Annotated in this window: 25 protein-coding genes and 1 tRNA gene; 9 read left to right on the forward strand and 17 right to left on the reverse strand. The window is 70.8% G+C overall.

The window, feature by feature from the left end; all coding sequences use genetic code 11:
* Window positions 1-12: 12 nt before the first annotated feature.
* The 8 genes from ACIBJB_RS14810 to ACIBJB_RS14845 form a co-directional block, all read right to left on the reverse strand.
* The gene (locus ACIBJB_RS14810; RefSeq protein WP_398930350.1) at window positions 13-519 is read right to left on the reverse strand and encodes a MarR family winged helix-turn-helix transcriptional regulator; all 507 of its coding nucleotides are present in this window, start codon (window positions 517-519) and stop codon (window positions 13-15) included.
* A gap of 63 nt (window positions 520-582) precedes the next feature.
* Window positions 583-1422, reverse strand: a complete 840-nt coding sequence (locus ACIBJB_RS14815; protein WP_398930998.1) for a pectate lyase — start codon at window positions 1420-1422, stop codon at window positions 583-585.
* 326 nt (window positions 1423-1748) lie between these two features.
* The gene (locus ACIBJB_RS14820; RefSeq protein ID WP_398930352.1) at window positions 1749-2441 is read right to left on the reverse strand and encodes a hypothetical protein; all 693 of its coding nucleotides are present in this window, start codon (window positions 2439-2441) and stop codon (window positions 1749-1751) included.
* A gap of 384 nt (window positions 2442-2825) precedes the next feature.
* On the reverse strand, window positions 2826-4157 hold the full coding sequence (locus tag ACIBJB_RS14825; protein WP_398930354.1) for a right-handed parallel beta-helix repeat-containing protein: 1332 nt from the start codon (window positions 4155-4157) through the stop codon (window positions 2826-2828).
* A 20-nt stretch (window positions 4158-4177) separates the two neighbouring features.
* Entirely contained in the window at window positions 4178-5224 is a 1047-nt protein-coding gene (locus ACIBJB_RS14830) for a glycosyl hydrolase 53 family protein (RefSeq protein WP_398930356.1), read from the reverse strand.
* Window positions 5225-5470: 246 nt separating this feature from the next.
* The gene (locus ACIBJB_RS14835; RefSeq protein WP_398930358.1) at window positions 5471-7183 is read right to left on the reverse strand and encodes a glycerol-3-phosphate dehydrogenase/oxidase; all 1713 of its coding nucleotides are present in this window, start codon (window positions 7181-7183) and stop codon (window positions 5471-5473) included.
* Window positions 7184-7265: 82 nt separating this feature from the next.
* Entirely contained in the window at window positions 7266-8783 is a 1518-nt protein-coding gene (glpK, locus tag ACIBJB_RS14840; protein WP_398930360.1) for a glycerol kinase GlpK, read from the reverse strand.
* Between the two features lie 86 nt (window positions 8784-8869).
* On the reverse strand, window positions 8870-9718 hold the full coding sequence (locus ACIBJB_RS14845; protein WP_398930362.1) for an MIP/aquaporin family protein: 849 nt from the start codon (window positions 9716-9718) through the stop codon (window positions 8870-8872).
* A 535-nt stretch (window positions 9719-10253) separates the two neighbouring features.
* Between ACIBJB_RS14845 and dhaK the strand changes: the two genes are divergently transcribed.
* The gene (gene dhaK / locus ACIBJB_RS14850; protein ID WP_398930364.1) at window positions 10254-11258 is read left to right on the forward strand and encodes a dihydroxyacetone kinase subunit DhaK; all 1005 of its coding nucleotides are present in this window, start codon (window positions 10254-10256) and stop codon (window positions 11256-11258) included.
* A 202-nt stretch (window positions 11259-11460) separates the two neighbouring features.
* On the opposite strand, the gene ACIBJB_RS14855 is transcribed toward dhaK, so the two are convergent.
* Window positions 11461-11534 (reverse strand) — tRNA-Pro (locus ACIBJB_RS14855).
* 100 nt (window positions 11535-11634) lie between these two features.
* Here ACIBJB_RS14855 and ACIBJB_RS14860 point away from each other — a divergent pair.
* Entirely contained in the window at window positions 11635-12153 is a 519-nt protein-coding gene (locus tag ACIBJB_RS14860; RefSeq protein ID WP_398930366.1) for a DUF309 domain-containing protein, read from the forward strand.
* Window positions 12154-12553: 400 nt separating this feature from the next.
* Window positions 12554-13327, forward strand: a complete 774-nt coding sequence (gene cobF, locus ACIBJB_RS14865; protein WP_398930368.1) for a precorrin-6A synthase (deacetylating) — start codon at window positions 12554-12556, stop codon at window positions 13325-13327.
* 135 nt (window positions 13328-13462) lie between these two features.
* On the opposite strand, the gene ACIBJB_RS14870 is transcribed toward cobF, so the two are convergent.
* A complete protein-coding gene (locus ACIBJB_RS14870; RefSeq protein ID WP_398930370.1) occupies window positions 13463-14209 on the reverse strand; it encodes a cobalt-precorrin-6A reductase in 747 nt (248 codons plus the stop codon).
* 136 nt (window positions 14210-14345) lie between these two features.
* On the opposite strand from ACIBJB_RS14870, the gene ACIBJB_RS14875 reads away from it, so the two are divergent.
* Window positions 14346-15140 carry a TIGR01458 family HAD-type hydrolase gene (locus tag ACIBJB_RS14875; protein WP_398930372.1) on the forward strand — a complete coding sequence of 265 codons (795 nt, stop codon included), beginning with the start codon at window positions 14346-14348 and terminating at the stop codon, window positions 15138-15140.
* On the opposite strand, the gene ACIBJB_RS14880 is transcribed toward ACIBJB_RS14875, so the two are convergent.
* Window positions 15126-15899: a sulfite exporter TauE/SafE family protein gene (locus tag ACIBJB_RS14880; RefSeq protein ID WP_398930375.1), complete on the reverse strand. Its 774-nt coding sequence runs from the start codon at window positions 15897-15899 to the stop codon at window positions 15126-15128. The genes ACIBJB_RS14875 and ACIBJB_RS14880 overlap by 15 nt on opposite strands.
* Window positions 15900-16036: 137 nt before the next feature.
* Here ACIBJB_RS14880 and ACIBJB_RS14885 point away from each other — a divergent pair, with 137 nt between their 5' ends.
* From ACIBJB_RS14885 to ACIBJB_RS14905, 5 genes are all read left to right on the forward strand, one after another.
* Window positions 16037-16837: a lysophospholipase gene (locus tag ACIBJB_RS14885; RefSeq protein ID WP_398930377.1), complete on the forward strand. Its 801-nt coding sequence runs from the start codon at window positions 16037-16039 to the stop codon at window positions 16835-16837.
* A gap of 44 nt (window positions 16838-16881) precedes the next feature.
* Entirely contained in the window at window positions 16882-17139 is a 258-nt protein-coding gene (locus tag ACIBJB_RS14890; RefSeq protein WP_398930379.1) for a WhiB family transcriptional regulator, read from the forward strand.
* The gene (locus tag ACIBJB_RS14895; protein WP_398930381.1) at window positions 17136-17615 is read left to right on the forward strand and encodes a Dps family protein; all 480 of its coding nucleotides are present in this window, start codon (window positions 17136-17138) and stop codon (window positions 17613-17615) included. The genes ACIBJB_RS14890 and ACIBJB_RS14895 overlap by 4 nt, the downstream gene beginning before the upstream one ends.
* 31 nt (window positions 17616-17646) lie before the next feature.
* The gene (locus ACIBJB_RS14900) at window positions 17647-17979 is read left to right on the forward strand and encodes a DUF3140 domain-containing protein (protein WP_398930383.1); all 333 of its coding nucleotides are present in this window, start codon (window positions 17647-17649) and stop codon (window positions 17977-17979) included.
* Between the two features lie 150 nt (window positions 17980-18129).
* Window positions 18130-18924: an SAM-dependent methyltransferase gene (locus tag ACIBJB_RS14905; protein WP_398930385.1), complete on the forward strand. Its 795-nt coding sequence runs from the start codon at window positions 18130-18132 to the stop codon at window positions 18922-18924.
* 17 nt (window positions 18925-18941) lie between these two features.
* On the opposite strand, the gene ACIBJB_RS14910 is transcribed toward ACIBJB_RS14905, so the two are convergent.
* The 6 genes from ACIBJB_RS14910 to ACIBJB_RS14935 are packed head-to-tail and all read right to left on the reverse strand — an operon-like array spanning window position 18942 to window position 25135.
* Window positions 18942-19631 (reverse strand): SDR family oxidoreductase, encoded by a 690-nt coding sequence (locus ACIBJB_RS14910; RefSeq protein WP_398930387.1) that lies wholly within the window; start codon window positions 19629-19631, stop codon window positions 18942-18944.
* Window positions 19628-20500: a cupin domain-containing protein gene (locus ACIBJB_RS14915; protein ID WP_398930389.1), complete on the reverse strand. Its 873-nt coding sequence runs from the start codon at window positions 20498-20500 to the stop codon at window positions 19628-19630. Before ACIBJB_RS14915 ends, ACIBJB_RS14910 begins: the two co-directional genes overlap by 4 nt.
* Entirely contained in the window at window positions 20497-21843 is a 1347-nt protein-coding gene (locus ACIBJB_RS14920) for an amidohydrolase family protein (protein WP_398930391.1), read from the reverse strand. Before ACIBJB_RS14920 ends, ACIBJB_RS14915 begins: the two co-directional genes overlap by 4 nt.
* A 22-nt stretch (window positions 21844-21865) precedes the next feature.
* Window positions 21866-22846 (reverse strand): alpha-ketoacid dehydrogenase subunit beta, encoded by a 981-nt coding sequence (locus ACIBJB_RS14925; RefSeq protein WP_398930393.1) that lies wholly within the window; start codon window positions 22844-22846, stop codon window positions 21866-21868.
* The gene (locus ACIBJB_RS14930) at window positions 22834-23811 is read right to left on the reverse strand and encodes a thiamine pyrophosphate-dependent dehydrogenase E1 component subunit alpha (RefSeq protein WP_398930395.1); all 978 of its coding nucleotides are present in this window, start codon (window positions 23809-23811) and stop codon (window positions 22834-22836) included. Before ACIBJB_RS14930 ends, ACIBJB_RS14925 begins: the two co-directional genes overlap by 13 nt.
* A complete protein-coding gene (locus ACIBJB_RS14935; protein WP_398930397.1) occupies window positions 23798-25135 on the reverse strand; it encodes a M24 family metallopeptidase in 1338 nt (445 codons plus the stop codon). The genes ACIBJB_RS14930 and ACIBJB_RS14935 overlap by 14 nt, the downstream gene beginning before the upstream one ends.
* Window positions 25136-25154 lie beyond the last annotated feature (19 nt).

Below are 25154 nucleotides of genomic sequence, written 5' to 3' on the forward strand. Positions count from 1 at the left end.
CCCCGCCCTTCCTCAGCGCCGTCTCCAAGGCAGCACCGCCGGATCCGCCTCCGCACTCTCCACCCGGTGCAACGCCTCCCCGATCGCCTCCCCGATCTCCGCGAGTTGGCGCACCTGCTCCCGGCTGAGCGCGTCGAAGACCGCCCGGCGTACCGCTTCGACGTGTCCGGGAGCGGCCTGTTCCAGCAGGGTCATGCCCTCGTCGGTGAGGACGGCGAGCTGGCCGCGCCCGTCGGCGGGGTCCTCACGGCGGTCCACGAGGCCGGCCTCGGCCAGCCGGTTCACCGCGTGGGTGAGCCGGCTACGGGTGATCTTCAGGCGCCGGGCCAGCTCGGACATGCCGAGGGCGCGGTCGGGGGCCGAGGAGAGCTGGGCCAGCAGGGTGTAGTCGGCGTGGGTCGTCCCGGCGTCGCGCCTCAGCCGGCGGTTCAGGTAGTCGCCGAGGAGGGTCGAGAACTCGACGTATGCCATCCAGGCCCGCTGTTCCTCGGCGTCCAGCCAGCGTGGAGTCGTGTCCATGGGGTCACCCTACTCACGCTCCGTTTTAAGCTTCAATCACCAGGTCCACGGCCGCACGCCCATTCACCGGTACGTGATGCCCGACGCGCTGTAGCTGCAGTGCGTGCCGTCCGCCCCGGTGCCCAGTGAGGACGGTTCGGCGCCCGACGCATTGCCCTGGAAGCGTTCGCAGACGGTGATGTTCCTGCTGCTGTCCCCGACGATGGTCACGCCCGAGAGGGTGGCCGTGTCACCGTAGTTGGCGTTGACGCCCGCGATGTCCTTGCCGGGCCCGGTGACCTTCACATGGCTGATGACGACATGGCGTTCGTACTGCGTCCTGCAGTTGCCGCACGAGCGGTAGAGCTTGCCGAAGTCGGCGACCTGGAAGTTCCTGATGGTCAGGGTTCCGGCGCCGTTGTGCTGGAAGACCTTGTCGTCCGCCTTCCGCGCACCGCCGCCGTCGACGAGGTACGTCGCGGAGGCCGACGTCCCCTTGAAGGTCGCCGCGTCCTCGCCGACGTCCTGCCACCACACGTTCTTCAGGGTGCAACTGCCCAGGCAGTGCACGCCGTCGGCGGCCGGGGAGCCGAGGATGACGTTCTTCAGCGTCGCCCCGTCGGCTAGTTCGAAGAGCGGGCCCTGGTCCTCGTCCTGGCTGTCGCTGCCGAGGCCGCCCGAGCCGTAGAAGCGCCTGAGGGTGCCGTCGTAGGTGCCGGAGACCTCGATGGTGGTGGCGACCGCCTTCTCACCGGTGGCGGCGGGCCAGGCCGCGAATCCGGCGGTGGCCGGGGCCGGCGCGGAGGTGGAGGCGCGCTTCGTCGCCGATGCGGAGGCGCGCGGGGATGCCGACGTCCTCGAAGCAGACGGAGATACGGATGGAGATGGGGATGTGGACAACGACGGGGAGGGAGACGCGGTCATGGGCGGCGGGGACGCCGTCCCCGTGGCACCGCCCAGCCGGTAGGTGCCCGCGCGCGGTCCGGACGGGGACGTCGTCAGCAGCACACCGCCGATGACGGCACCGCCGACCAGGATCGTGGCCAGCGTGCCGAGCAGCAGGCCTCGGTGGCGGGTGGGCTTTTTGCGGTGCGGCTTGCGCGCGGTTCCTCTGGTGCCCATGGGGTGACTCTCGTTCGCGAATCGGGACGTTCGGCGGAGGCAGTGGGGGTGCGCCCTTGCCCCACTAGTCGCCGCCCGCCACGCAGGGGTTGCCGTCGATCCGCGAAAAAGTCGATCACTCTGTGGGTTCAGGCACGCCGCCCGAGCTGCGCGAGGATGGTGGGGTCGGTGATCTCCGTGTCGTCGGCGAGCAGGAAGGCCTTGCTGAGGATCACCGACAGCCGGTCGTCCTCGAACGGCAGGAACACCCTGCCGTCGCCCTTCCGCCGCGCCGGGACGATGCACAGATACGAGTTGTCGGGCTCCATCAGGATGTTCGCCGAGCCCAGATGGATCCGGTACGTCCGCAAGCCGCCTCGAACGACGAGGTGACGGGCGTCGAGCGAGCACCGGTCGGCGATCTTCAACCGGGGCAGGATCCGCGCGAGGACGTCCCTGCGCGCCTCCGCGCTCGCCGTCAGCTCGGCGAACCCGGCCCGCTCCCAGTAGGCGCGCTCCGGGCCCCGGTCGGTCCACTGGGGGTCCGCGGCGATCGAGGTCACGCCGACGAAGAGGTCCACGTCGCGCAGGGCCTCGCTGAACACCAGCGGCGGCACGTCGGTGAGCGGTGCCTCCTGCCAGTCGCCCGCGACCCGGCGGGCGAAGCGCACCTGGTCGGTCGTGGCCAGCAGATCCTCGCCCTGCCAGTCGGCGAGCCCGTGGTGGAAGCGGGCCCGCCACTGCCCTGCTCCCAGCGTCCGCTCCGCCACGTCCTCGTCCCCGCCGTCCCAGGGCCCGAGCCGGTCGCTCGCCCATCCCCGGGCTCTGAACAGCGCGAACATCCGCTGGTAGTGGACGAGATGCGCGGCGAAGCGGTTGGAGTAGACATGGGTCTCCTCCTCGGCCGGGGTGAGGAGATAGATCCGGAGAGACGCTCCACGACCGCGTGCAGGGTGTCCTCGCCCGCGAGCCGCACGACCGCGATCAGCGCATGCAGCTGGTTCAGGGTGTTCTTGGCCAGGAGGGTCTCGACCAGGGTCCGGACCGGGACGGAGACGTCGGGCGGCGGGCCGGTGCACTGCTCCAGCGCCGGCACGCCCCGCGTGAGGTCCACCCAGCCGCGCTCCTCGCTGGGTGTGGAAGAGCATGGTCGGGTCATGGCAGCCGCCACTGACAATGCGTCCGGAGCGCTCGTCAGTGGCGGCTGAGCGGGAACGGCACTCGGTTCAGGAGATCTCGAAGGCACCGAGATCCGGCGCCTGCCCCTTGTACGGCAGCCCGACGTTCACGCCTTTGTCGATCAAGGTGCTGTTGGCCGTGGGCCGGAGGTGGGGCAGCGCGGGCAGGCTCCCGTCGGCCTGGCGGGAGGCGTCCCAGCCGGACGTCGACACGCTCTGGAACTGCGCGTCCGACAGGGCGACGCCCAGGTTCCACGAGTTGTTCGCGGCACTCGTGCCGGTCATGTTCGACGTCAACGTGCCGGTGTAGGCGAGGTTGTTGCGCAGGTTGCCCCGGCCGACATCGGCGCCCCCGGAGTCGACTCCCAGCATGTTGAAGTCGGGGTGATTGCCGTAACCGGTGTTGCTGAAGTAGTCGTTGGCGACCGGGTGGTGGTTGGCGTAGAAGCCGGACGCCCGGTTGAGGAACGCCACCGACGTGCGCACGGTGTGCTTGACGGCGCCGGCGTCGTAGTCGCCGCCGTAGCCGCCCGCCTTGAAGCCGGTGCCGTTGCCGGCCGCGCTGGTGGTTCCCGGCATGTACCCGTTGCGCCACGCCCAGGAGTTCTCGATGGTCACGGACGAGTAGGCGCTGATGAGGTCGAAGCCGTCGTCGGCGTTCCACCACGCGCGGCAGCCCCGGAACACGTTGCCGGGGTTGCCCGCCGAGATGTGCGCGCCGAACCCGTCGGCGTTCTCACCGGCCCCGTTGGAGGAGTTGGTGTCGTAGTTGTCGTGCGCGTCGGAGTTGAGGACGAGGTTGCCGCCGCCGTTCTGGATGAACAGACCGGGTCCCATGTGGTGGTGGGTGTCGATCTGCTCGAAGGTGTTGTTGCTGCCCGAGATCCAGATCCCCCAGGACTCGTGGTTGAGGTTGTTGTTCTGGCGGACCCCGGTGACCTCCAGCCCCTTGAGGTGAAGCCAGCTCCCGGTGACGTCGAAGCCCTTGATCCGGCAGTCGTCCGTCATGCCCGAGAAGTCGAACACCGGCTTCTCCCCCGGGTAGGCCCAGTAGCGGATCGGGCTTCCCGAACTGCCGCTCTTGTTCAGGGTGATGGCGTCGACCCTGGCCGTCCGGCTCGTACAGCCGCTGTTGGCGCGGGTGTAGCGGTAGGTGCCGCCCCGGAAGTACACGGTGTCGCCCGGCTGGGCGACGGCCTGCGCATGGGCGATCGTCGCCCAGGGAGCGGTCTGCGTCCCCGCGGCGCTGTCGCTGCCGCTCGGGGAGACGTAAAAGGCGGCTGCGCTGCTCACGGCCCCGGAACTGGCCGGGATCACGAGGGGGCCGAGGGCGACCGCCGAAACCAGCAGGGCACGCCCGACCAGCTGGGCAGAACTCATCGCTGACTCCTGGTTCTGGTTCATCCGTTGAGGAATCCGTCCATGGCCGCCGTGGGCCGCCGTGTGCTCTCGTCCCAGGCCGAGCTGTTGTAGCCGTTGAACGACGGGTAGCCCTCGGGCTCCCAGAAGAAGGTGCCGAGGCCGCCGAAACCCTGCAGCCCGGTGACGAACGCCCGCAGCGAGTCGCGCACCTGGGTGGGCTTGCCGACCGGTCCGCCGTACTCCACCTGCATGACCGGCTTGCCGTAACCGGACTGGATGGTCTGCATGTTGGCCAGCACGGCGGGCACGTTGCCGCCCTGCGCGTAGGAGGACAGGCCGGTGATGTCCCACCGTCCGCCGTTGTCCCGGTAGGCGTTGAGGAAGTTCTGGACGCCGGCCAGGTTCTGCGGCTGCGCCAGGTGCACCAGCACCGGCGTGCTCGGGAAGACCTGCTTGGACATGTCGTACGCCGCGTTCAGCAGGCCCGTCATCTGGGCGGGGCGGCTGATGCTGCCGACCGGCTTGCAGATGCCGGAGTTGGTCTCGTTGCCGATCTTCACCCAGGCCGGTGTGACGCCGTAGTACTTGATGATGTTGCACGCGTGGTACACGTAGTCGTACATCGCGTCGAGCATCTGGCTGTAGGTCATGCTCGCCCAGGCCGCCGGCGGGTTCTGCACCCCGACCGAGTTCCAGGTGTCGCCGAAGTGGAAGCCGATGAGGACCTGCATACCGGCGTCCTTGGCGCGCTTCGCCAGCTGAGCCGTCTCCTCGATGGAGCAGTGCCCGTTGGCCGGATCGCTGGACGGGTTGACCCAGGTCCGCAGGCTGATCGCGGTGATGCCGTAGCCCTTGAGGATGGTGAACAGGTCCTGGCGCACTCCGGCGCTGTTGTTCCAGGAGTAGCCCTGCGCCTCCATCTGCGGCAGCCAGCTGACGTCGGCGCCCTTGACGAAGGACGCGGCCTGCGCCGGGGTCGCCAGGGGCCCTGCGCCCAGGGCGAGCGCGCCGGCGCCGGCGGCTGCGCCGAGCAGGACACTGCGCCGCCGTAAGCCGGAGGGCTCGGTTCGTTCGGTGTCGGTCATGTGGGGTTCCTCGGTTCGCGGGATCGGGGCGAGGTGCGGCGATATGGAACACCTCCCACCGGCGGGCTCAGCCGTGTGGCGGCCGGTACCGGGGCGGGAGCCGTCCGGGACTTCGCCTGTAGGTGGCCGCCGGTCCCGACGAGGTTGCCACTCCAGCGAAAGCCGTCCTCAGTCTCCGGAGCGCTCGAGAAAGGGTTCCCGCAGGCCCTCGCCGGTGCGGTTCATCAGAATTACCTCAGGCACGCCTCAGTGCACCGGAATGATGTCGGGGGCGCCGAGCCTGACCGCGTCGGCGGTCTGGTCGTCCGGCTGCTGCTGGGCCTCGCGTTCGGCGGCCACCCGCTTCAGGTAGTGGTCGACCTCACGATGCCGGTGCGCTTGGTCCCACCCCAGGTGAGGCGCCATCAGTTCCGCAACGGTCTGCGCCGCGTCCACACCACGGTCCCAGGACTCGATGGAGATCCGGGTACGGCGGGCGAGCACGTCCTCCAGGTGCAGGGCACCCTCATGGGTCACCGCGTACACGGCCTCGACCCGCAGATAATCGTCGGAGCTCGGCAACGGCTCCCCGAGCGAGGAGTCGGCCGCGACCATGGCGAGCAGCTCGTGCACCAGGGAGCCGTAGCGGTTCAACAGGTGCTCGACGCGGGCGACATGCAGCCCGGATGACCGGGCGAGGTTGTGGCGGGAGTTCCAGAGGGCCGGATAGCCGTCGGCGCCGAGCAGCGGAACGCGTTGCGTGACGCAGTCGGGCACTTTCTCGTCCAGGCCGCGGGCCGCCTCGTCGACCGCGTCCTTGGCCATCACCCGATAGGTCGTGTACTTGCCGCCCGCCACCACGACGAGACCGGGGACCGGGTGGGCGACCAGGTGCTCCCGTGACAGTTTGCTGGTTTCCGCGGCCTCGCCGGACAGGAGGGGACGCAGACCGGCGTAGACACCTTCGACGTCCTCCGGAACCAAAGGCGTGGCCAGGACGCTGTTGACGTGGTCCAGCAGGTAGGTGACGTCCTGGGAGCTGAGGGCGGGATGGGCCTTGTCGAGTGTCCAGTCGGTGTCGGTGGTCCCGATGATCCAGTGTCGTCCCCAGGGGATGACGAACAGCACGCTCTTCTCGGTGCGGAGGATCAGCCCGGTGCGGGAGTTGATCCGGTCACGGGGTACCAGCAGATGTACGCCCTTGGAGGCGCGGACGTGGAACTGGCCGCGCGTGCCGGCGAGGGCCTGGGTGTCGTCGGTCCACACGCCGGTCGCGTTGATGACCTGCTTGGCTCGCACCTCGGTCTCGTCGCCGGTCTCCAGATCCGTGACAGCGGCTCCCACCACCCGCTCGCCCTGCCGCAGGAAGCGGCTGACACGGGTGCGGTTGGCGGCCAGCGCTCCGTAGGCGACGGCCGTGCGGGCGAGGAACATGGTGTGCCGGGCGTCGTCGACCTGGGCGTCCCAGTACTGGATCGCGCCGACCAGGGCGTCGGAGCGCAGCGCGGGCGCCTCGTGCAGGGCTCGGCGCTTGAGCAGGTGGCGGTGGTGGGGCAGACCTCTGGAGGTACCGGAGGCCGCGGCCATGGTGTCGTACAGCAGCACGCCGGCGCCGACGTACGGACGCTCCCGGATCCGGTGTCGCAGCGGGTAGAGGAACGGCACCGGACGCACCAGGTGAGGGGCCAGGACCTGAAGCAGGAGTCCGCGTTCCTTCAGGGCTTCGGCGACGAGCCGGAAGTCCAGCATCTCCAGGTAGCGCAGGCCGCCGTGGATGAGCTTGCTGGAGCGGCTGGACGTGCCCGAGGCCCAGTCCCGGGCTTCGACCAGGCCGACTCTCAGGCCCCGGGTGGCGGCGTCAAGGGCCGCGCCGGCGCCGACGACGCCGCCCCCGACGACGAGGACGTCGAGCTCCCCCTCTCCCAGTCGGACGAGGGCCTCCGCGCGTGCCCCGGGCGAGAGAGCCACCGGGTTCGCCATGGTGTCCTCCTCGTGCAGCGGGTGCGGGTGGGGGCCGCGCACACGGCTCGCGCGGCCCCGTTCGGTCGCTCCCGGCCGGGACCTATTCGACCTTGGCCCAGTCGAGCGTGCGCTCCACCGCCTTCTTCCAGCCCGCGTATCCTTCCTCGCGCTGTTCCTCGGACCACTGGGGTTCCCAGCGCTTGGACTCCTGCCAGTGGGTGCGCAGTTCGTCCGTGTCCCGCCAGAAACCGGTGGCCAGACCGGCGGCGTAGGCGGCGCCGAGCGCGGTGGTCTCGGCGACGACCGGGCGACTGACCGGGACGCCGAGGACGTCGGCCTGGATCTGCATGCACAGGTCGTTGGCCGTCACGCCGCCGTCGACCTTGAGCACGTCGAGGTGGACGCCGGAGTCCTGCTCCATGGCTTCCACCACATCGCGGCTCTGATAGCAGATGGCTTCCAGGGCGGCCCGCGCCAGGTGGCCGCCGTCGTTGTACCGGGCGAGGCCGACGATCGCGCCGCGGGCGTCGGAACGCCAGTACGGGGCGAACAGGCCGGAGAAGGCGGGGACGAAGTAGATCCCGCCACTGTCCTCGACGGTACGCGCCAGGCGTTCGCTCTCGGCGGCGTCGTTGATGATCTTCAGCTGGTCGCGCAGCCATTGCACCGCGGAGCCCGTGACGGCGATGGAGCCTTCGAGTGCGTAGATCGCCGGGCTGTCGCCGAACTGGTACGCCACGGTGGTCAGGAGGCCGTGCTGGGACCGCACCAGTTCCGTGCCGGTGTTGAGCACCAGGAAGTTGCCGGTGCCGTAGGTGTTCTTGGCTTCGCCCGGCGCGTAGCAGACCTGCCCGACGGTGGCTGCCTGCTGGTCGCCGAGCACACCGGTGATGGGGATGGCGGCCCGCAGCGGCCGGGACGTACGGGTCTGTCCGAACGCCTCCCGGTGGGAGGACGGGCTGATGGTCGGCAACATCGCCCGGGGAACCCCGAAGAAGCCCAGCAGCTCGTCGTCCCAGTCGAGGGTCTCCAGGTCCATCAGCATGGTGCGGCTGGCATTGGTCACGTCGGTGGCGTGGACGCCGCCGTCGGGGCCGCCGGTGAGGTTCCACAGCACCCAGCAGTCGGTGTTGCCGAAGAGGGCATGGCCCTGCTCGGCCGCCTCGCGGACTCCGTCGACGTTCTCCAGGATCCACTGGATCTTGCCGCCGGAGAAGTACGTGGCCGGCGGCAGCCCTGCCTTGCGGCGGATGACGTCGCCCTGGCCCGAGCGGTCCAGCGCTGCCGCGATGGAGTCGGTACGGGTGTCCTGCCAGACGATGGCGTTGTAGTAGGGGCGGCCGTTGCGCGGGTCCCAGACAACGGTCGTCTCCCGTTGGTTGGTGATACCGATGGCCGCCAGGTCCTCCGGCGCGAGGTTTCCGTGCCGGAGCGCGTTCTGCATCACCGAGTTGGTGCGCTCCCAGATCTCCACCGGGTCGTGTTCGACCCACCCCGAGCGCGGGAGGATCTGTGAGTGCTCCAGCTGGTGCCTCGCCACCTCGTTGCCGGCATGGTCGAAGATCATGAAACGGGTGCTGGTGGTCCCTTGGTCCACCGCGCCGACGAAGTCCGCCATGGGATGCCGCCTCTCCTTGGGCGCTCCCGGGGGCAGCCGGATGAGGGCAACCCCGGAAGCCGGTCAGCTCTCGTGCCGCTCTCGTGTCAGGTCTCGTCCGGGGCCGGTACCCGTCCCGGGGGCTCCGGCTCGGCGGTCGGCAGGAACCGGCCGATGAAGAGCTTGTACAGGCCCGCTCCCAGCAGACCTCCGATCAGCGGGCCGACGATCGGCACCCAGAAGTACAAGTGCCCGTACTGATCTCGCCACGCTCCGCCGTACCCGGTGAAGAAGCTGGCCAGCCGGGGACCGAAGTCGCGTGCCGGGTTGATGGCGTAACCCGCGTTGGTGCCCCAGGCCATACCGATGGCCACGACGATCAGGCCGACGATGAACGGCGCCAGGTTGGCGCCTGGGGGCGTGTTGAGCAGGTCCGTGACCGCGAGGATCAGCAGCAGCAGGATCGCGGTGCCGATGATCTGGTCGCGGAATGCGCCCCAGTCGCTGACCGGCAGGTTCGGGTTGCCGTTGGCCGGCAGCGTGGAGAACACGCCCTGCGTCTTGATCGTGTGGGTGGGATCCGCCTTCGCCAGCGCCTCGGTGTAGTTCCACCGGACGAGCAGGGCTGCCACGAAGGCGCCGGCCGTCTGGGCCAGCGCGTAAGGAGCCACTTTGCTCCACGGGAAACCCTTGAACGCCGCCAGCGCGACGGTCACCGCGGGATTGAGGTGAGCACCGCTCAGCCTCGCCGCGACATACACACCCAGGGTGACGCCGAGGCCCCAGGCCCAGGCGATGCTGTCGTGGTTTCCCAGGCCGCCCGGCGGGGTCGTGAGGGCCCCGCCGGCCACGACCTGAGCCACCACACCACAACCGAAGAGGATGAGGATCATCGTGCCGGCGAATTCCGCTGAAAGCTCGCCGACCAGTCCCGATCTCTTGAGTCGCTCAGCCATGGGTGCCCGCTTCCCGCCGGCCCGAGGGCCGGCCGTCGACTGCCCCGAGTACTCCACAGATCAGTTTAAAACCGTCCAGAGTCATGCGCACGAGGCCTTGGGAGCTCGAACCGGATATCGCCCTCGGACCCCTGACCGGACAGAAGGGGATGCCGACGCCAATGGTCCGGCTGACCTGGGGTCCGCGGCCCCGCGGCCGACGGCTTCGCGCACACGTCACCGCGCCGTGCGCGCGGAACGGCTGCACATTGGTGAAGCATTCGTCGGTGCAGGCAACTTGGGCGCCGATGTGGACGCCAGACCCGGGGCGCTTGGGCGGCACCTGCCTTCGGGGTCCACGAGGCCGACCGATCTGGCCGCGCCCCGTCCTGGGAGGCGGGCGGCAGCCGGCCCCCATCGCGGATGTCCACGGAAAGACGGCACACTGGTCGTGTGGTGTGCGATCGCGAATGCGCCCGCCTGTCACCGGCGGTGCCTGAGCTCCGTGAGGACACGAGGCAGAGGCTCCGCCGCCGGTTCCACCCGGGAGGTCCCCATGAAGATGCTGATCAACAGTCCGGAGACCGTGGTCGCCGATGCCCTGCGGGGCGTGGCCGCCGCCCACCCGGAGCTGAACGTGGACGTGGAGCGGCGGGTGGTCGTACGGCGAGACGCGCGGGAGGGCGGGCGGGTCGGGCTCGTGTCCGGCGGCGGCTCCGGGCACGAGCCGCTGCACGCGGGGTTCGTCGGATACGGGATGCTGTCGGCCGCGTGTCCCGGGGACGTGTTCACCTCGCCCGTCCCGGACCAGATGCTGCGCGCGGCGAGCGCCGTCGAGGCCGGGCAGGGAGTGCTGTTCGTCGTCAAGAACTACACCGGGGACGTGCTGAACTTCCAGATGGCCGCCGAACTCGCGGAGGAAGACGGCGTCCGGGTCGAGCGGGTCCTGGTCAACGACGACGTCGCCGTCACCGACAGCCTGTACACGGCCGGGCGGCGGGGCACCGGGGCGACCTTGTTCGTGGAGAAGATCGCCGGGGCTGCCGCCGAGGAGGGCGCACCGCTGGAGCAGGTGGCCGCGATCGCCCGGCGCGTCAACGAGTCCTCGCGCAGTTTCGGTGTGGCGCTCAGCCCCTGCAGCACTCCCGCGAAAGGCGGCCCGACCTTCGACCTGCCGGACGGGGAGATGGAGCTCGGGGTCGGGATCCACGGCGAGCCGGGCCGAGAGCGGCGCGCGATGATGCCGGCCCGAGCGATCGCGGAGGTCGCGGTGGGCGCCGTACTCGACGAGCTGCTGGAGATGGCTCCGGCCGACGGGCCGGTACTGGCCCTTGTCAACGGGATGGGTGCGACGCCGCTGCTGGAGCTGTACGGGTTCCACGCCGAGGTGGCCCGGCTGTTGGAGGCCCGGGGCGTGCCGGTGGCACGGACGCTCGTGGGCAACTACGTCACGTCGCTGGACATGGCGGGCTGCTCGGTGACACTGTGCCGGGCCGACGCGGAAATGCTGCGGCTGTGGGACGCGCCCGTGCAGACCGCCGCGCTGCGATGGGGCCGCTGACCACATCGTGGCGGTAGGACCGGCCAGACCCGATGCCGGGCGGAGCGATCCGCTGCGTGAAGCAGACTTCTTCCGGCGCTGGATGGCGGCCGCCACGGCCGACCGACCGCAGACGAGGCCTGCGACCACCACACCCCCGGACGCACGCAAGGCCGTCCTCTCATTGATGAGAGGACGGCCTCCGACCTGCGTTTCCGCACCGTCGGGACGACAGGATTTGAACCTGCGACCCCTTGACCCCCAGTCAAGTGCGCTACCAAGCTGCGCCACGTCCCGGTGCGCTGCCCCGCGGTGGATCGCGGGAACGCGCCGACAGAACTTTACCCCACGTCGGGGGCCGGACCGAAGCGGGCGCCGGGCGCGGGACAATCGGCGTATGGCCAGTACATCCTCAGGACGGCAGACGGGCGCGCGGGACCGGGACAGCGAGGGGCGGGCGCGCAACGCCCGGCCGCGGGACGGGCTCGGGCGGCCACTTCCGTACGGCGCCGACGGCGTCGCCCGGCAACCGGAGGGCGTGGTGCGCACCCCGCAGCAGACCGTGGCCGAGGCTCAGGAACTGCTGGACGCGGGGCGCCCGTTTCATGCGCACGAGGTCTTCGAGGACGCCTGGAAGTCGGGCCCCGACGAGGAGCGGGCCCTGTGGCGGGGGCTGGCCCAGCTCGCGGTGGGACTGACCCACGCGGCCCGGGGGAACGTCACGGGCGGGGCGCGGCTGCTACGGCGGGGCGCCGGGGCCGTGGAGGAGTGGGCCGCGTCGGCCGCGGGGCGAGCACGGCCGTACGGAATGGATCTCGCGGGGCTGGCGGACTGGGCCCGGCGACTCGCGGACCTTGTGGAGGAGACCGGCGCGAGCGTCGACGCGGGGGCGCGGGCACCACGGTTGCGCGGATAGGCCTCATCGAGGGCCGGGTCGGGTTGTCGGGCGGGTGCGGGCGAGTGGGGGCTGGTCGCGCGGTTCCCCGCGGGCCGCGTGCGCGGGGCGTGAGCCGGGCGCCTACGGGGATGCCTCGCCGGGTCTTTGCGCGTCTGCGGGCCGGTGGGGGCTGGTCGCGCAGTTCCCCGCGGGCCGCGTGCGCGGGGCGTGAGCCGGGCGCCTACGGGGATGCCTCGCCGGGTCTTTGCGCGTCTGCGGGCCGGTGGGGGCTGGTCGCGCAGTTCCCCGCGCCCCTGGGGAGTTGCAGGCACCCGCGTCACGCCGGGCCATTCGCCGCCTCACCCACTACCTCGGCCGCCCGGACAGCCCTGGTGGACGCGGTGTACGTACTGTCAGTGGCGTGCGGCAGACTCGGGGTGTGCGAAAGATTCATGTCATCGGTATCGGCGCGGGCGACCCCGAGCAGCTGACCCTCCAGGCGGTCAGGGCGCTGCGGGGCACGGACGTGTTCTTCGTCCTGGACAAGGGCGAGGTGAAGAGCGACCTGACGCGGCTGCGCCGGGACATGCTGGACGCGCACGTACCAGAGGGGTCGTACCGGGTGGTGGAGGCCCGAGACCCGGAGCGGGACCGCGGTGCGGGCGGCGACGCCTACTCCCCCGCCGTCGGGGACTGGCGCAGTGCCCGTGCCGACATCTACGAGCGGCTGATCACCGAGGAGCTGGGCGAGGGGGAGAGCGGCGCGTTCCTGGTGTGGGGGGACCCGTCGCTGTACGACAGCACGCTCGGCGTCCTGGAGGAGATCCTGGAGCGCGGCTCGGTGTCCTTCGAGTACGACGTCGTGCCGGGCATCAGCAGTGTGTCGGCGCTGGTGGCACGGCACCGCACCGGGCTGAACCGGGTCGCGCGGCCCGTCCAGATCACCACCGGCCGACGTCTGGCCGAGGGCTTTCCGGAGGGGGTGGACGACGTGGTCGTGATGCTCGACGCCCACCAGGCCTTCCGCGCGTACGCCGACCAGGACATCGACATCTACTGGGGCGCCTACATAGGCACGCCGGACGAGATCCTCGTCTCCGGGCCGATCGCCGAGGCCGCGCCCCGGATCGAGCGGATGCGCGCCGAGGCCCGGGAGCGCAAGGGCTGGATCATGGACACGTATCTGCTGCGCCGCGATCCGAAGCAGCGGTAGCCCTGCCTCCGGGGCCGCACCCGAGCGGACCGCCCTGACCTGCACGGGGATGGCTGAACAATGGACTGCCGCGGCGGGCGCGGACGTTGGCCGGCGGCGGCACCGCCTGACGGGGTTCGTGGCCGCCTCCCGGCGTCACGGCGAGTCCAGGTCCAGCCACCGCTGAACTCCCGCCACGTCCGGCACGGAGTTCACCCCCTCCGGGAGGGGCGGTCGGCGTACGACCACTACGGGCAGGGCCAGTTCGCGGGCGGCCGTGAGTTTGGCGGACGTGGCCACTCCCCCACTGTCCTTGGTCACCAGGACATCGATGCAGTGGTCGTAGAGGAGCGTCGACTCGTCGGCCACCGTGAACGGGCCACGGGCCAGGAGCACTTCGGTGTGCGGGGGCATGGGCGGCTCGGGCAGCTCCACCGACCGTACGACGAAGTGCAGTTCGGTGAGGTGGGCGAAGGCCGCGAGCTCCATGCGGCCGGTGGTCAGGAACACCCGGCGGCCAAGGCTCGGCAGCAACTCGGCGGCCTCGTCGAGGGAGTCGACCGGATGCCAGCGGTCCCCCGGTGCGGGGCGCCAGCCCGGGCGGCACAGCACCACGGAGGGCACGCCGGTCGCCGCGGCTGCCTGCGCCGCATGGGCGGTGATCGCACGGGCGAAGGGATGGGTGGCGTCGACCATGGCGTCGACGTGCTCCTGCCGCATCCAGTCGGCCAGCCCCGCCGCTCCGCCGAACCCCCCGATCCGCACCTCTCCCGCGACCGCGCCCGGCCGGGTCACCCGCCCCGCGAGAGAGGTGGTGACGCGAACTCCCGGCCGCGCCGTGAGCACGGCGGCCAGTTCGCGGGCCTCGGTGGTGCCGCCGAGGATCAGGATGTGGGGGCCCATGGCGGGTAGCGTACGAGGTCAGGGGCGGAAGTCGGCACGACGGGTGCGCGCCGTAGGCGGACGGCGGTCGCCTACGGCAGGGCGGCCGGACGCACGACGACAGGCGCTCCCGCCCGTCCGTGGTTATCGTCCGGGCATGGCATCCGTGCGCGCAGTCCTGATCGACATCGACGGGGTTCTCACCGTGTCGTGGGAGCCGTTGCCGGGGGCGGTGGCGGCGTTGCGGGAGGTTCGGGAGGCCGGTCTCGAGGTCGCGTTGGTGACCAATACGACCTCGCGGACGCGGGCGTCGATCGCCTCGGTGCTGGCGGGGGCGGGATTCGCCGTGTCGGCGCGGGACATTCTCACCGCGCCCGCGGTCACCGCCGCGTATCTGGCCGAGCACCGTCCCGGCGCGCGCTGCACGCTGCTGAACAGTGGGGACATCGCCGAGGATCTCGCGGGCGTCACGCTCGTCGGCGGCGAGTCCGAGGACGTCGATGTCGTCGTCCTCGGCGGTGCCGGGCCCGAGTTCGGCTACGCGGCGCTCAACCAGGCCTTCGCGCACCTCCAGCGCGGGGCCCGACTGGTGGCGATGCACCGCAATCTGTACTGGCGTACCGACGACGGCCTCCAGCTCGACTCCGGGGCCTTCCTGGCCGGGCTGGAGAAGGCCGCCCGGACCGAGGCCGAGGTCACCGGCAAGCCGTCGCCCGCGTTCTTCGAGGCGGCGCTCGCACGGCTCGGGGTCAGGGCGGACGAGGCGCTCATGGTGGGGGACGACATCGAGTCGGACGTACTGGCCGCGCAGCGCGCCGGACTCACCGGGGTGCTCGTGAAGACCGGCAAGTACCTCCCGGAGACCCACCGCTCGGCAAGTGGCACGCCCGACCACGTGATCGATTCCTTCGCGGACCTGCCGGCGCTGCTGGCCGAGTCAGTGGACCAGTAGCTGTACGCCGCCCACGATCGTCGCCGCGATCACCAACTGTTCGAAGAGCCTCTGGTTGATCCGGTTCACAGCCCATTTGCCGAGGAACGCACCAGGTACGACGAAGGCCACGAGGGCGAGGTCGAGCAGCAGCGAGTGGCCGTCGATCAGGCCGAGGCCGACGCTGAAGGGCACTTTGGAGACGTTGACGATCAGGAAGAAGAACGCCGAGGTGCCGAGGAAGCCGAGTTTGCGGAAGCCCGCCGACAGCAGGTACATCGACATCACCGGACCACCGGCGTTGGCGACCATGGTGGTGAAGCCGCCGAGGACGCCGTAGGAACGGGCCTTGACGCGGCCGGTCCGGGTGGCGACCTCGTCGGGTTCCTCCGCCGTGTCGGCCGCGCGCCGGCGCCACAGCGTCACTGCGGCCATGAACAGCAGGATCGCGCCGATCGACGTCCGTACGATCCCGTCGTCCGCCCATTGCAGGAACAGCGTCCCGGCGACCACGCCGACCGCGACCGCGGGGAACAGGCGCCAGAGGGTGGGCCAGTGGGCGTGCCGTCGGTAGGTGAGCACCGCGAGCACGTCCCCGGCGATCAGGATCGGCAGCAGGGCGCCGGTGGAGGCGCGGGCGGGCAGCACGGCGGCGAAGATCGCGAGGCTGACGGTGTTGGCACCGCTCACGGCCGTCTTGGAGAAGCCGACGAGCACCGCCGCGGCGGCGAGCGCGGCGAACCCCCAACCGGAAATGTGCCAAAGCGTCATCGTGTCCATGCGGAGACCGATGCTAGGTGCGGGTGGACGGACTTGTCAGTGCCGTCTCGCCGAGTGGTCCTGTTGGCGCGCTCCCGCCAGTGCCGTGGCATGCACGGGCGCTGTTGGTTTCGCACTGTGGCGCAATTGGAGGAGACATGGCCGAGCACGTCCTCGCCGGAACTCACGGCCCCCTCACCGTGCGCGAGTGGCCCCACAACCGGCCCCGGTACGTGGCCCTCCTCGTGCACGGCTACGGCGAGCACGTCGGCCGGTACGAAGAGCTCGCCGGGGTCCTCGTGGCGCACGGCGCGGCCGTCTTCGGGCCGGATCACACCGGGCACGGGAAGTCCGCGGGCGAGCGGGTCCTGATCGAGGACTTCGAGGACGTGGTCACGGATGTGCACGCGGTGGCCGACCTGGCCCGGGACGCCCATGCCGGCGTGCCCCTCGTGATGGTCGGGCACTCCATGGGCGGTCTGATCGCCGCCCGCTTCGCCCAGCGGTACGGCACCGAGCTCGCCGCGCTCGTCCTGTCGGGGCCGGTGATCGGCGCCTGGCAGCTGCCGGGGGCGCTGCTCGCCCTCGAGGAGATCCCCGACACGCCCATCAGTCCGGCCTCGCTCTCCCGGGACCCGGCGGTGGGCGCGGCGTACAAGGCCGATCCCCTCGTCTGGCACGGTCCGATGAAGCGGCCCACGGTGGAGGCGTTCGCCCGCACCCTGGAGACCGTGTCCAGGAACGGCGGCGTCGGACCGCTCCCGCTGCTGTGGCTGCACGGCGACGAGGACCGCCTGGTCCCGCTCGCCGGGAGCCGCGTCGGTGTCGAGGGGCTCAGGGGCGAGAGGTTCACCGAGCGGATCTACGCGGGTGCCCGGCACGAGGTGTTCAACGAGACGAACAGGGCGGCGGTCTTCGCAGACGTGACGGACTTCCTCGACGCCGTGCTCACACGCTGAGACACCGCTGTTTGCACGAGTAGGCCCTGGGCACCCGCGCCCCCATGGAGTGGTTGCGTCGAGCGGCCTGTGTGGGAGAGGACCCTGAGCTGTTCTTCCCTGTGGGCACACAAGGACCCGCGCTGCGGGACATCGCGGCGGCGAAGCGCGTGTGCGCCCGCTGCCCGGTCACCCCCGAGTGCCTCGACCTGGCGCTCAGCGGTGGACAGACCTCGGGCGTGTGGGGCGGAACCTGCGAGCAGGAACGCGACGCGCTGCTCCGTAACGGCATTGACCATGCCAGAAGGAGGAGCACGGTATGACTGTGGTGAGGAGCACCCTGCCCGATGCGGCCCGCGAGGTGGTCGGTGAGGCCCTGCAGAGCACTCTGGTGGATCTGCTCGGCGTGTCGCTGATCGGGAAGCAGGCGCACTGGAACATCGTGGGCCCCCGTTTCCGGTCCATCCACCTTCAGCTGGACGAGGTGGTGTCGACGGCCCGCTCGTTCTCCGACACGGTGGCGGAGCGTGCCGCGGCACTGGGCCTGCCGCCCGACGGCCGGCCGGAGACGATCGCCGCGGCCTACACGCTGCCCGGCTCGAAGAGCGGCTGGATCCGGGACGACGACGTCGTCCGGTTGATCGTCGAGACGCTGGAGGCGGCCATCGGCCGGCTGCGTGAGCGTATCGACGCCACCGAGAAGGCCGACCCGGTCACGCAGGATCTGCTGATCGGCATCACCGCGGAGCTGGAGAAGCAGCGCTGGATGTTCGAGGCCGAGAACTGGCCCCGGGACTGACCGCCCGAAGCACCACGGAAAGGCACATGCGATGACCGACACCCTCGAACTCGACGCCCTGTGGGAGGACTTCCACCGCGCGGTGAACATGACCTCGCAGGAACTGGCCGCCTGGCTGCGGGTGAGCGACGCCGACGAGTCGACGGAGCCGCTGCCGGAGCACGCGGGTGAGCCGATCGGGCAGCATGTCCTCGCGATCCTGCAGAAGCGGCGCACGGACCTGACCGACGACGACATCGAGGTGATGTACGAGGTCGTGGACACCGTCACCGCCGAGGCAGACGTGGAGAACGAACCCGAGGCCGAACAGACCGTGCGCAGGCATCGGTTGATGACGCTGGGACACGACCCGCTCAAGCCGTAGCCACAGCCGGATCGTGGGTCATGGGCGACGGGTTTCCGCCCGTCGCCCATGGCTGCTCGGCCATCCTTGACGAACCGGCCGAAGACACCCTCGGGCGCGCCGGGTGGCATGGCACACTGCTCGCACATTCAGTCGAGCAGAGGAGTTCGTGTGTCCGGGACCGAGTCGGCCGGCCGGCGGATCGACACGAGCAGGCCGCATCCGGCCCGGGTGTACGACTGGTTCCTCGGCGGGAAGGACAACTACCCCGTCGACGAGGAGCTCGGACGGCAGATCACGGCGCAGGGCGACGCGCCCCGGCAGGCACGCGCCAACCGCCGGTTCATGGAGCGGGCCACGCGGGTCGCCGTACGGGAAGCGGGAATCCGCCAGTTCCTCGACATCGGCTCCGGCATCCCCACCGAGCCCAACCTCCACCAGATCGCCCAGTCCGCGGTACCGGACGCGCGGGTGGTGTACGTCGACAACGACCCGATCGTCCTCGCCCACGCGGCTGCCCTGCTGCACGGCACACCGGAGGGGGCGACGCACTACCTCCAGGCCGACGCCCGCGAGCCGCGGCGGATCCTCCAAGGGGCCTCCGCCGTCCTCGACTTCGAGCAGCCCGTCGCGCTGTCGCTGGTCGCGCTGCTGCATTTCATCTCCGACGAGGACGGCGCACAGGCGCTGGTGGACACGCTGGTCGGCGCGCTGGCGCCGGGCAGTTGTCTGGTGCTGTCGGCGATGACGGCGGACTTCGATCCGGAGAACGTGAACGCGGGCATCGCGGCGTACACGGCGAGCGGAGTGACTCTCGTGGCCCGCTCGCACGACGAAGTGGGCCGTCTCTTCAAGGGACTCGAGGTGCTGGAGCCGGGGATCGTGTCCCTGTCGCGGTGGCGTCCGGACGCGCGGGAGGACGGCGATCCCGTATCGCTGTACGGGGCGGTCGGCATCAAGCGCTGAGTCCGAAGGCCGGCCACTCACCCCAGCAGCCATCCCCCGTCCACGCTCAACTCCACCGCGTTGACCGAGCCGTTGCGCAACAGGAAGTCCACGGCGTCCACCACGTCCGCCACGGTCGCGAGCCGTCCGGTCGGGGTCCTGGCCCGCAGTCCCGCCAGGACCTGCTCCGGCTTGGCCCGCCAGTAGGGGCTGTCGCCGACGACTCCGGGGTGGATCGCGTTGACCCGGACGGGCGCGAGTTCGACGGCGAGAGTGCGCATCAGCCCGCTCACCCCGGCGTTGACGGTCGCCACCGTCGTCGCGCCCGGGTAGGGCCGCTCCTTGGCCTGTCCGCCGAACAGCACGATGGCGCTGTCGTCGTGCAGGTGGGACCGCAGCGCGTGCACGACGGCGGTGTAGCCGACGAGCTTGAGCGTGACGAGGTGGACGGCGGCGTCGATGTCGTACGCGCTCACCCGGTTCTCGTCCCGGGAGACGCCCGCGATCACCAGGTGGTCGACGGTCCCCACCTCGCCCAGCGCGGCGGCGATCCCCTTCGGCTGCGCGAGGTCCAGCGCGAGCCCCCGGGCGCCGATCTCCTTGGCCGCGGTGTCGGTGCGGTGGGCATCGCGTCCGGTGATCACCACCTCGTCGCCGCGCTCCGCCCGCACCCGGGCGAACTCCCTGCCGATGCCCGAGGTTCCGCCGATCACCACCACGCCGCTCATCGGGAAGCCTCCCTCAGGTAGTCCCAGTCCCGCGTGAAGCGGTACGAGTGCCGTGCCGGCGGCTGCGGGGCCTGTGTCTCCAGCCAACGCAGCGGCCCGTTACCGGCGTTGGAGAAGCCGTGCACACAACCGGCGCCCGCCCAGGCGCAGTCGCCCGGACCGAGCCGGTACCGCTCACCGTCGAAGACCGCGTCCACCTCACCCTCGAGGAACAGATACGTCTCCTCGAAGGGATGGTCGTGCGTGCCCGCGACGCCGTCGGGCGCGTACTGCACCATGAACATCGTCGAGGCCACCGCGCCGAGATCGCTGTCGATCATCATCTTCACCGTGATCCCGCTGTAGACGAGGAGCGCGGTCCGCATGCTCGCCGACACCGCGAGCAGGTCCTGGGACTGCTTGCCGGGGTCCATCTGGGCGGGCTCGAAGTGACCGAAGGACCGGGTACGCGGATCACGGACGTCGATACGGACGGGCGGCCGCGCGGGCCACCCCGGGACCGGCTGAGTGTCGTACCCGTACCGGGCCCGCGGCACCGGCGCGAGCATGTCGGCCCAGCGGGCGACGGTGTCCCCGGCGCCGCGCCACGCGTGCGGGACCCCGGTCGGGAGGAGACCGTAGTCCCCCTCCTCCAGCAGATACGACCCCTCGGGCACATCGAGGACCACGATGCCGTCGAGGACGTGGAAGCTCTCCTCGTACGAGTGCACATGGGCCGCGACCGCGCCCTCGGGCCGCAGTTCGCACACCCCGAAACCGGTGTGCGAGCTGCCGTCGCCCTCGCCGACCAACTCCCGTCGCCGGTAGCCGAATTCGTCGTACGACGGCTCCGGCACGTCGGCGGCCCGGCGCACCAGGTGTCGCGTCACGCCCGGGCCTCCTTCGCGGCCAGCAACCGGTCACGGGACTCCTCGACCAGGCGCCGGGCACGCGCCACGTCGGCCGTGAGCCTGCCGTCGCGCTTGCGGACGACGCCGTCCACGATCACGGCCTCCACGTTGGACACGTCGGCGCTCAGCGCGACCGCCGCGGCGGCGTCGTGAACCGGGGCCACATTCAGGGCGGTCGCGTCGATCGCGACGACGTCGGCGCGCTTGCCCGGGGTGAGGGAGCCGGTGCGGTCCTCCAGGCCGGCGACATGCGCGCCGTTGCGGGTGGCGATCTCCAGCATCTGACGCGCGGTCAACATCGTGTCGGGGACGGGGACATCGGCCTCCCAGCTCGCCGCGTTGACGCGGGCCCGCTCGGCGCCGAAGGCCGCGCGGATCTGGGTGAACATGTCGCCGGGCACGGTGGTGACGACGTCGATGCTGAGCGAGGGGCGCAGTCCGTGCTCGATCGCCTTCATCACCGGCGGCCAGCCGTGCCCCATCTGCGTCTCCACCTGCGGTGCGATGGAGACCGTACCGCCGCTGTCGGCGACCAGCCGCCACTCCTCCTCGCTGAAATAGCAGCAGTGGACGTAGGTGGTGTCGGGGCCGAGCAGTCCGAGGTCGTGGAGCTGCTTGACCATCCCGAAGCGGCCGGCGAGCCGTCCCATGGCCACGTGCACGGTGATCGGGATGTCCAGCTCGCGGGCGAGGGCCCACTCCGAGGTGACGACGTCGTTGACGCAGAAACCGGGGCCGCGGGTGGCGAGGGCCAGGGTGAGCAGGCCGTCGTCCGAGGCGAAGTACTCGCTGCGGACACGGCGGACGTCGTCGCCCGGGATCGCGATCTTGCTCTCGAACCAGTAGTCGGCGAGGGAGGTGTTGGCGCTGCCGTAGGCGTACTGGGCGCGGATGCCGGTCTCTGTGAGGGCCCGGATCGCCGCGTCCGGGTGCTCGGGCGTGTTGTTGATGTGGGACCAGTCGACGAGCGTGGTGATGCCGGCGTTCAGGCACTCCAGGGCGCCCGCGAGGTTGGCCGCGTACACGTCCTCGGGGGTGTAGAGGGGTGCGAAGGTGTCGAGGATGTCGACGAAGTAGTCGTCGAGGGTGGCGTCGGGCGCCACGTTCCGGATCGAGGCCTCCCACGTGTGGCGGTGGGTGTCGACGAAGCCGGGGATCACGATGCGGCCGGTCATGTCGAGGACTTCGGCGTCCGCGCCGATGTCCGGCCGCACGGCCGCGATCTTCCCGTCCTCGATGAGAACGTCACCCCTCGGCAGGTCCCCGATGTCGGGGTCCATGGAGAGCACGTGTCCGGCTCGAAGGAGTGTCCGATGGGTCATCGCGCTTCCTCCTAGGGGGTGTTCAGTACGCGGCGAGGCTCCTGACGGCCGCCACGACCTTGTCGACGGTGGGGATGACCTGCTCCTCCAGCACGTCCGCGAACGGCAGCGGCACACACTCCGCCGCCACCCGCCGCACCGGCGCGTCCAGCAGAGCGAAGCCCTCGTCGGCGACGACGGAGACGAGCGTGGCGCCCCAGCCGCCCTGGTACGGGTTCTCCTCGACGGTGACCAGCCGGGAGGTCCGGCCGAGCGAGGCGAGGACGGTGGCCATGTCGAGCGGCACGAGTGAGCGCAGGTCGACGACCTCGGCGTCGATGCCCTCCTGGGCGAGCAACTCGGAGGCCGTGAGCGCGACCGGCACCATCGAGGCGAGGGCGACCAGCGTCACGTCCGCTCCTTCGCGGACGACGGCCGCGTGGCCCAGCTCGACGACGTGGTCCGGCGGCGGGGGTGCTCCCTTGCTCGCCAGCAGCCCCTTGTGCTCGAAGAACACCACCGGGTCGTCGCTGCGGATCGCGGCCGCCATCATGCCGATGACGTCGGCGGGGGTGGAAGGTGCCGCGATCTTCAGCCCGGGGACGGTCAGTGCCCAGTTCTCGGTGGCCTGCGAGTGCTGCGCGCCGAAACCGAGCCCGCCGCCGTTGGCGGTGCGAACGACGAGGGGCACGGTGACCTGACCGCCCGTCATATAACGCACCTTGGGTATCTCGTTGGCGAGGTAGTCCCAACAGCAGGCCAAAAAGTCGGAGAACATGATCTCCGCGACGGGCCGCATCCCGGTCATCGCGGCACCCATCGCCGCTCCCACGATGGCCTGTTCGGAGATCGGCGTGTCCCACACCCGCTCCCGCCCGAACTCCTTGAACAGCCCCGCGGTGGTCTTGAACACCCCGCCGGCCTCCCCGATGTCCTCCCCCAGGCAGACGACGGACGGATCGCGTCGCATCTCCCGCGCGAGGCCCTCGGCGACCGCCTCCCGGTACGTGATCACGTCCGCCATGCCGCACCTCCGTCCGCCCACACGTCGGTGAACGCCTCCCGCGGATCCGGCGGCGGCGCGCTCTTCGCGGCCTCGACCGCCTGCCGTACGACCGTCTGTGCGCGCTCGTCGGCCGCGGTGACCTTCTCCTCGGGCACCCCGGCCTCGATCAGCCGGCCGCGTGCGATGTCCAGCGGGTCGTGCTTGAGCCAGCGTTCGACCTCCTCGGCGGGGCGGTAGGTCGCCGGGTCGGTCCGGCTGTGTCCGAAGTGGCGGTAGGTCTCGGCCTCCAGCACGGCGGGCCCGTCTCCGGCCCGGGCCCGACGCGCCAGCTGTGCCACCGCCTCCTGGACGGAGACGACGTCATTGCCGTCGACGATCTCACCGGGGATGCCGTACGCCGGTGCCCGGTCGGCGGCAGGCCGGGGTACCGCCGTGACGTCGGCGATCCGCGTGTACTCCATGTACAGGTTGTTCTCGCAGACGAACAGCACGGGCAGCTTCCATACGGCGGCCAGGTTCAACGCCTCGTGGAAGGAGCCGATGTTGGTGGCGCCGTCCCCGAAGAAGGCGACCGCGAGCTGTCCGGTGCCGCGCAGCTTCGCCGACCAGGCGGCGCCGACCGCCATGGGGAGGTGGGCGCCGACGATGGCGTAGGAGCCGAGCATGTTGGCGTCGGCCTTGGTGAGGTGCATGGACCCGCCCTTGGCCTTGCACAACCCCGTTGCCCTGCTCATGAGTTCGGCCAGGCACTCCTCGGGGCCGGCGCCCCGGGCCATGGCGTGGTGGTGGCCGCGGTAGGTGGCGAAGACGTAGTCGTCCTCGCGCAGAGCGGCGCTCGCGCCGACCGCGATCGCCTCCTGGCCGGCGGCGAGGTGGGTGGTGCCCTTGACGAGGCCCTGGAGGAACAGGTCGTGGGCGGCCTTCTCCGTACGGCGGATGAGGGCCATCTGCTCGTACAGGGTGAGGAGTTCAGCGGTGTCCATCGGAGGTCCCCGTGTTCAGATGGGACTGCGCCTCCCGGGCCGTGTTGAGCTCGCCGCCCACCGTCCAGTACTTGCGGCCGGCCACCAGCAGTTCCTCGGCCGGGAACTTGGTGATGACCTCGCAGCCGTCGGCGGTGACGACCAGCTCCTCCTCGATCCGGGCCGCGGACCAGCCGTCGGCGGCGGGCCAGTAGGTCTCCAGGGCGAACACCATGCCTTCCTCGAGGACTTCGGGGTGGTCGAGGGAGACCAGGCGGCTGAAGATGGGCTTCTCCCAGATCGACAGGCCCACCCCGTGGCCGTACTGGAGGGCGAAGGCGGCGGTCTCGTCGGCGAAGCCGAACTCCTCGGCGCGCGGCCAGACCCGCACGATGTCGGCGGTGGTGGCGCCCGGGCGGACCAGGGAGATCGCCTCGTCCATGTACTCCCGGCAGCGGACGTAGGCGTCGCGCTGGGCGCGGGAGGCGCTGCCCACGGCGAAGGTGCGGTAGTAGCAGGTGCGGTAGCCGAGGTGGCTGTGCAGGATGTCGAAGAAGGCGGGGTCGCCCGGGCGGATGAGGCGGTCGCTGTAGACGTGCGGGTGGGGTGAACAGCGCTCCCCGGAGATGGCGTTGACGCCTTCGACGTACTCGCTGCCGAGGTCGTAGAGGACTTTGCTGACCAGTCCGACGCACTCGTTCTCGCGGACTCCTGGGCGGAGGTAGCCGTAGAGCTCCTCGTAGGCCGCGTCGACCATCGCGCAGGCCTGGGCGAGCAGGGAGATCTCGTCGCCGGTCTTGATACGGCGGGCCTCCAGGAAGACCTGCTGCCCGTCGACGACGTCGATGCCCTCGGCGCGCAGGGCGGCGAGGACCGGCATCTCGGCGACGTCGACGCCGAGCGGTTCGCCGGCGAGGCCGTGGGCGCGGAGTTCGGCGGCGATCTTCGCGGCGACGTCCTCGGCGATGCCGGCGTCCGGGTGAAAGGCGCCCCGCAGAGTGGAGATGCCCGCGCGGGCTCCGGTGGGCGGGCCGCCCTTGCCGTCGCTGTAGTCGAGCCACGGGTTGTAGAGCTGGTGGTGGCGGGCCGCGGAGCCGAAGTCCCAGACGATCGGCTCGCCGCCGCGGACCAGCAGGGCGAAGCGGATCAGTTTGTCCATCGCCCAGGTGCCGATGTGCGTGGCGGTCATGTAGCGGATGTTGGCGAAGTCGAAGCTGAGCACGGCGCCCAGTTCGGAGCGGCTCAGTGTGTCGTGGAGCCGGGCCAGGCGCTGTCTGCGCAGCCGGTCCAGGTCGACGCGCTGTTCCCAGTCGACGGCATTGGGGCCGTAAGTGCGGATCGCCATCGCGACCACCCCCACCGTC

It is taken from the genome of Streptomyces sp. NPDC050759 (genome assembly GCF_044456945.1).
In the GTDB taxonomy this organism is placed as follows: Bacteria; Actinomycetota; Actinomycetes; order Streptomycetales; family Streptomycetaceae; genus Streptomyces.

Excerpts from the sequence above, each read along its gene's own strand:
- ACIBJB_RS14935 (WP_398930397.1), bottom strand. The coding sequence starts at position 25,135 with ATGGCGATCCGCACTTACGGCCCCAATGCCGTCGACTGGGAACAGCGC.
- ACIBJB_RS14880 (WP_398930375.1), bottom strand. The coding sequence starts at position 15,899 with ATGGACACGATGACGCTTTGGCACATTTCCGGTTGGGGGTTCGCCGCG.
- ACIBJB_RS14900 (WP_398930383.1), top strand. The coding sequence starts at position 17,647 with ATGACCGACACCCTCGAACTCGACGCCCTGTGGGAGGACTTCCACCGC.
- ACIBJB_RS14885 (WP_398930377.1), top strand. The coding sequence starts at position 16,037 with ATGGCCGAGCACGTCCTCGCCGGAACTCACGGCCCCCTCACCGTGCGC.
- ACIBJB_RS14910 (WP_398930387.1), bottom strand. The coding sequence starts at position 19,631 with ATGAGCGGCGTGGTGGTGATCGGCGGAACCTCGGGCATCGGCAGGGAG.
- glpK (WP_398930360.1), bottom strand. The coding sequence starts at position 8,783 with ATGGCGGACTTCGTCGGCGCGGTGGACCAAGGGACCACCAGCACCCGT.
- ACIBJB_RS14895 (WP_398930381.1), top strand. The coding sequence starts at position 17,136 with ATGACTGTGGTGAGGAGCACCCTGCCCGATGCGGCCCGCGAGGTGGTC.
- ACIBJB_RS14930 (WP_398930395.1), bottom strand. The coding sequence starts at position 23,811 with ATGGACACCGCTGAACTCCTCACCCTGTACGAGCAGATGGCCCTCATC.
- ACIBJB_RS14810 (WP_398930350.1), bottom strand. The coding sequence starts at position 519 with ATGGACACGACTCCACGCTGGCTGGACGCCGAGGAACAGCGGGCCTGG.
- ACIBJB_RS14870 (WP_398930370.1), bottom strand. The coding sequence starts at position 14,209 with ATGGGCCCCCACATCCTGATCCTCGGCGGCACCACCGAGGCCCGCGAA.
- ACIBJB_RS14925 (WP_398930393.1), bottom strand. The coding sequence starts at position 22,846 with ATGGCGGACGTGATCACGTACCGGGAGGCGGTCGCCGAGGGCCTCGCG.
- ACIBJB_RS14920 (WP_398930391.1), bottom strand. The coding sequence starts at position 21,843 with ATGACCCATCGGACACTCCTTCGAGCCGGACACGTGCTCTCCATGGAC.
- ACIBJB_RS14820 (WP_398930352.1), bottom strand. The coding sequence starts at position 2,441 with ATGTTCGCGCTGTTCAGAGCCCGGGGATGGGCGAGCGACCGGCTCGGG.
- ACIBJB_RS14860 (WP_398930366.1), top strand. The coding sequence starts at position 11,635 with ATGGCCAGTACATCCTCAGGACGGCAGACGGGCGCGCGGGACCGGGAC.
- ACIBJB_RS14845 (WP_398930362.1), bottom strand. The coding sequence starts at position 9,718 with ATGGCTGAGCGACTCAAGAGATCGGGACTGGTCGGCGAGCTTTCAGCG.
- dhaK (WP_398930364.1), top strand. The coding sequence starts at position 10,254 with ATGAAGATGCTGATCAACAGTCCGGAGACCGTGGTCGCCGATGCCCTG.
- ACIBJB_RS14890 (WP_398930379.1), top strand. The coding sequence starts at position 16,882 with ATGGAGTGGTTGCGTCGAGCGGCCTGTGTGGGAGAGGACCCTGAGCTG.
- ACIBJB_RS14835 (WP_398930358.1), bottom strand. The coding sequence starts at position 7,183 with ATGGCGAACCCGGTGGCTCTCTCGCCCGGGGCACGCGCGGAGGCCCTC.
- ACIBJB_RS14875 (WP_398930372.1), top strand. The coding sequence starts at position 14,346 with ATGGCATCCGTGCGCGCAGTCCTGATCGACATCGACGGGGTTCTCACC.
- ACIBJB_RS14825 (WP_398930354.1), bottom strand. The coding sequence starts at position 4,157 with ATGAGTTCTGCCCAGCTGGTCGGGCGTGCCCTGCTGGTTTCGGCGGTC.
- ACIBJB_RS14815 (WP_398930998.1), bottom strand. The coding sequence starts at position 1,422 with ATGACCGCGTCTCCCTCCCCGTCGTTGTCCACATCCCCATCTCCATCC.
- ACIBJB_RS14830 (WP_398930356.1), bottom strand. The coding sequence starts at position 5,224 with ATGACCGACACCGAACGAACCGAGCCCTCCGGCTTACGGCGGCGCAGT.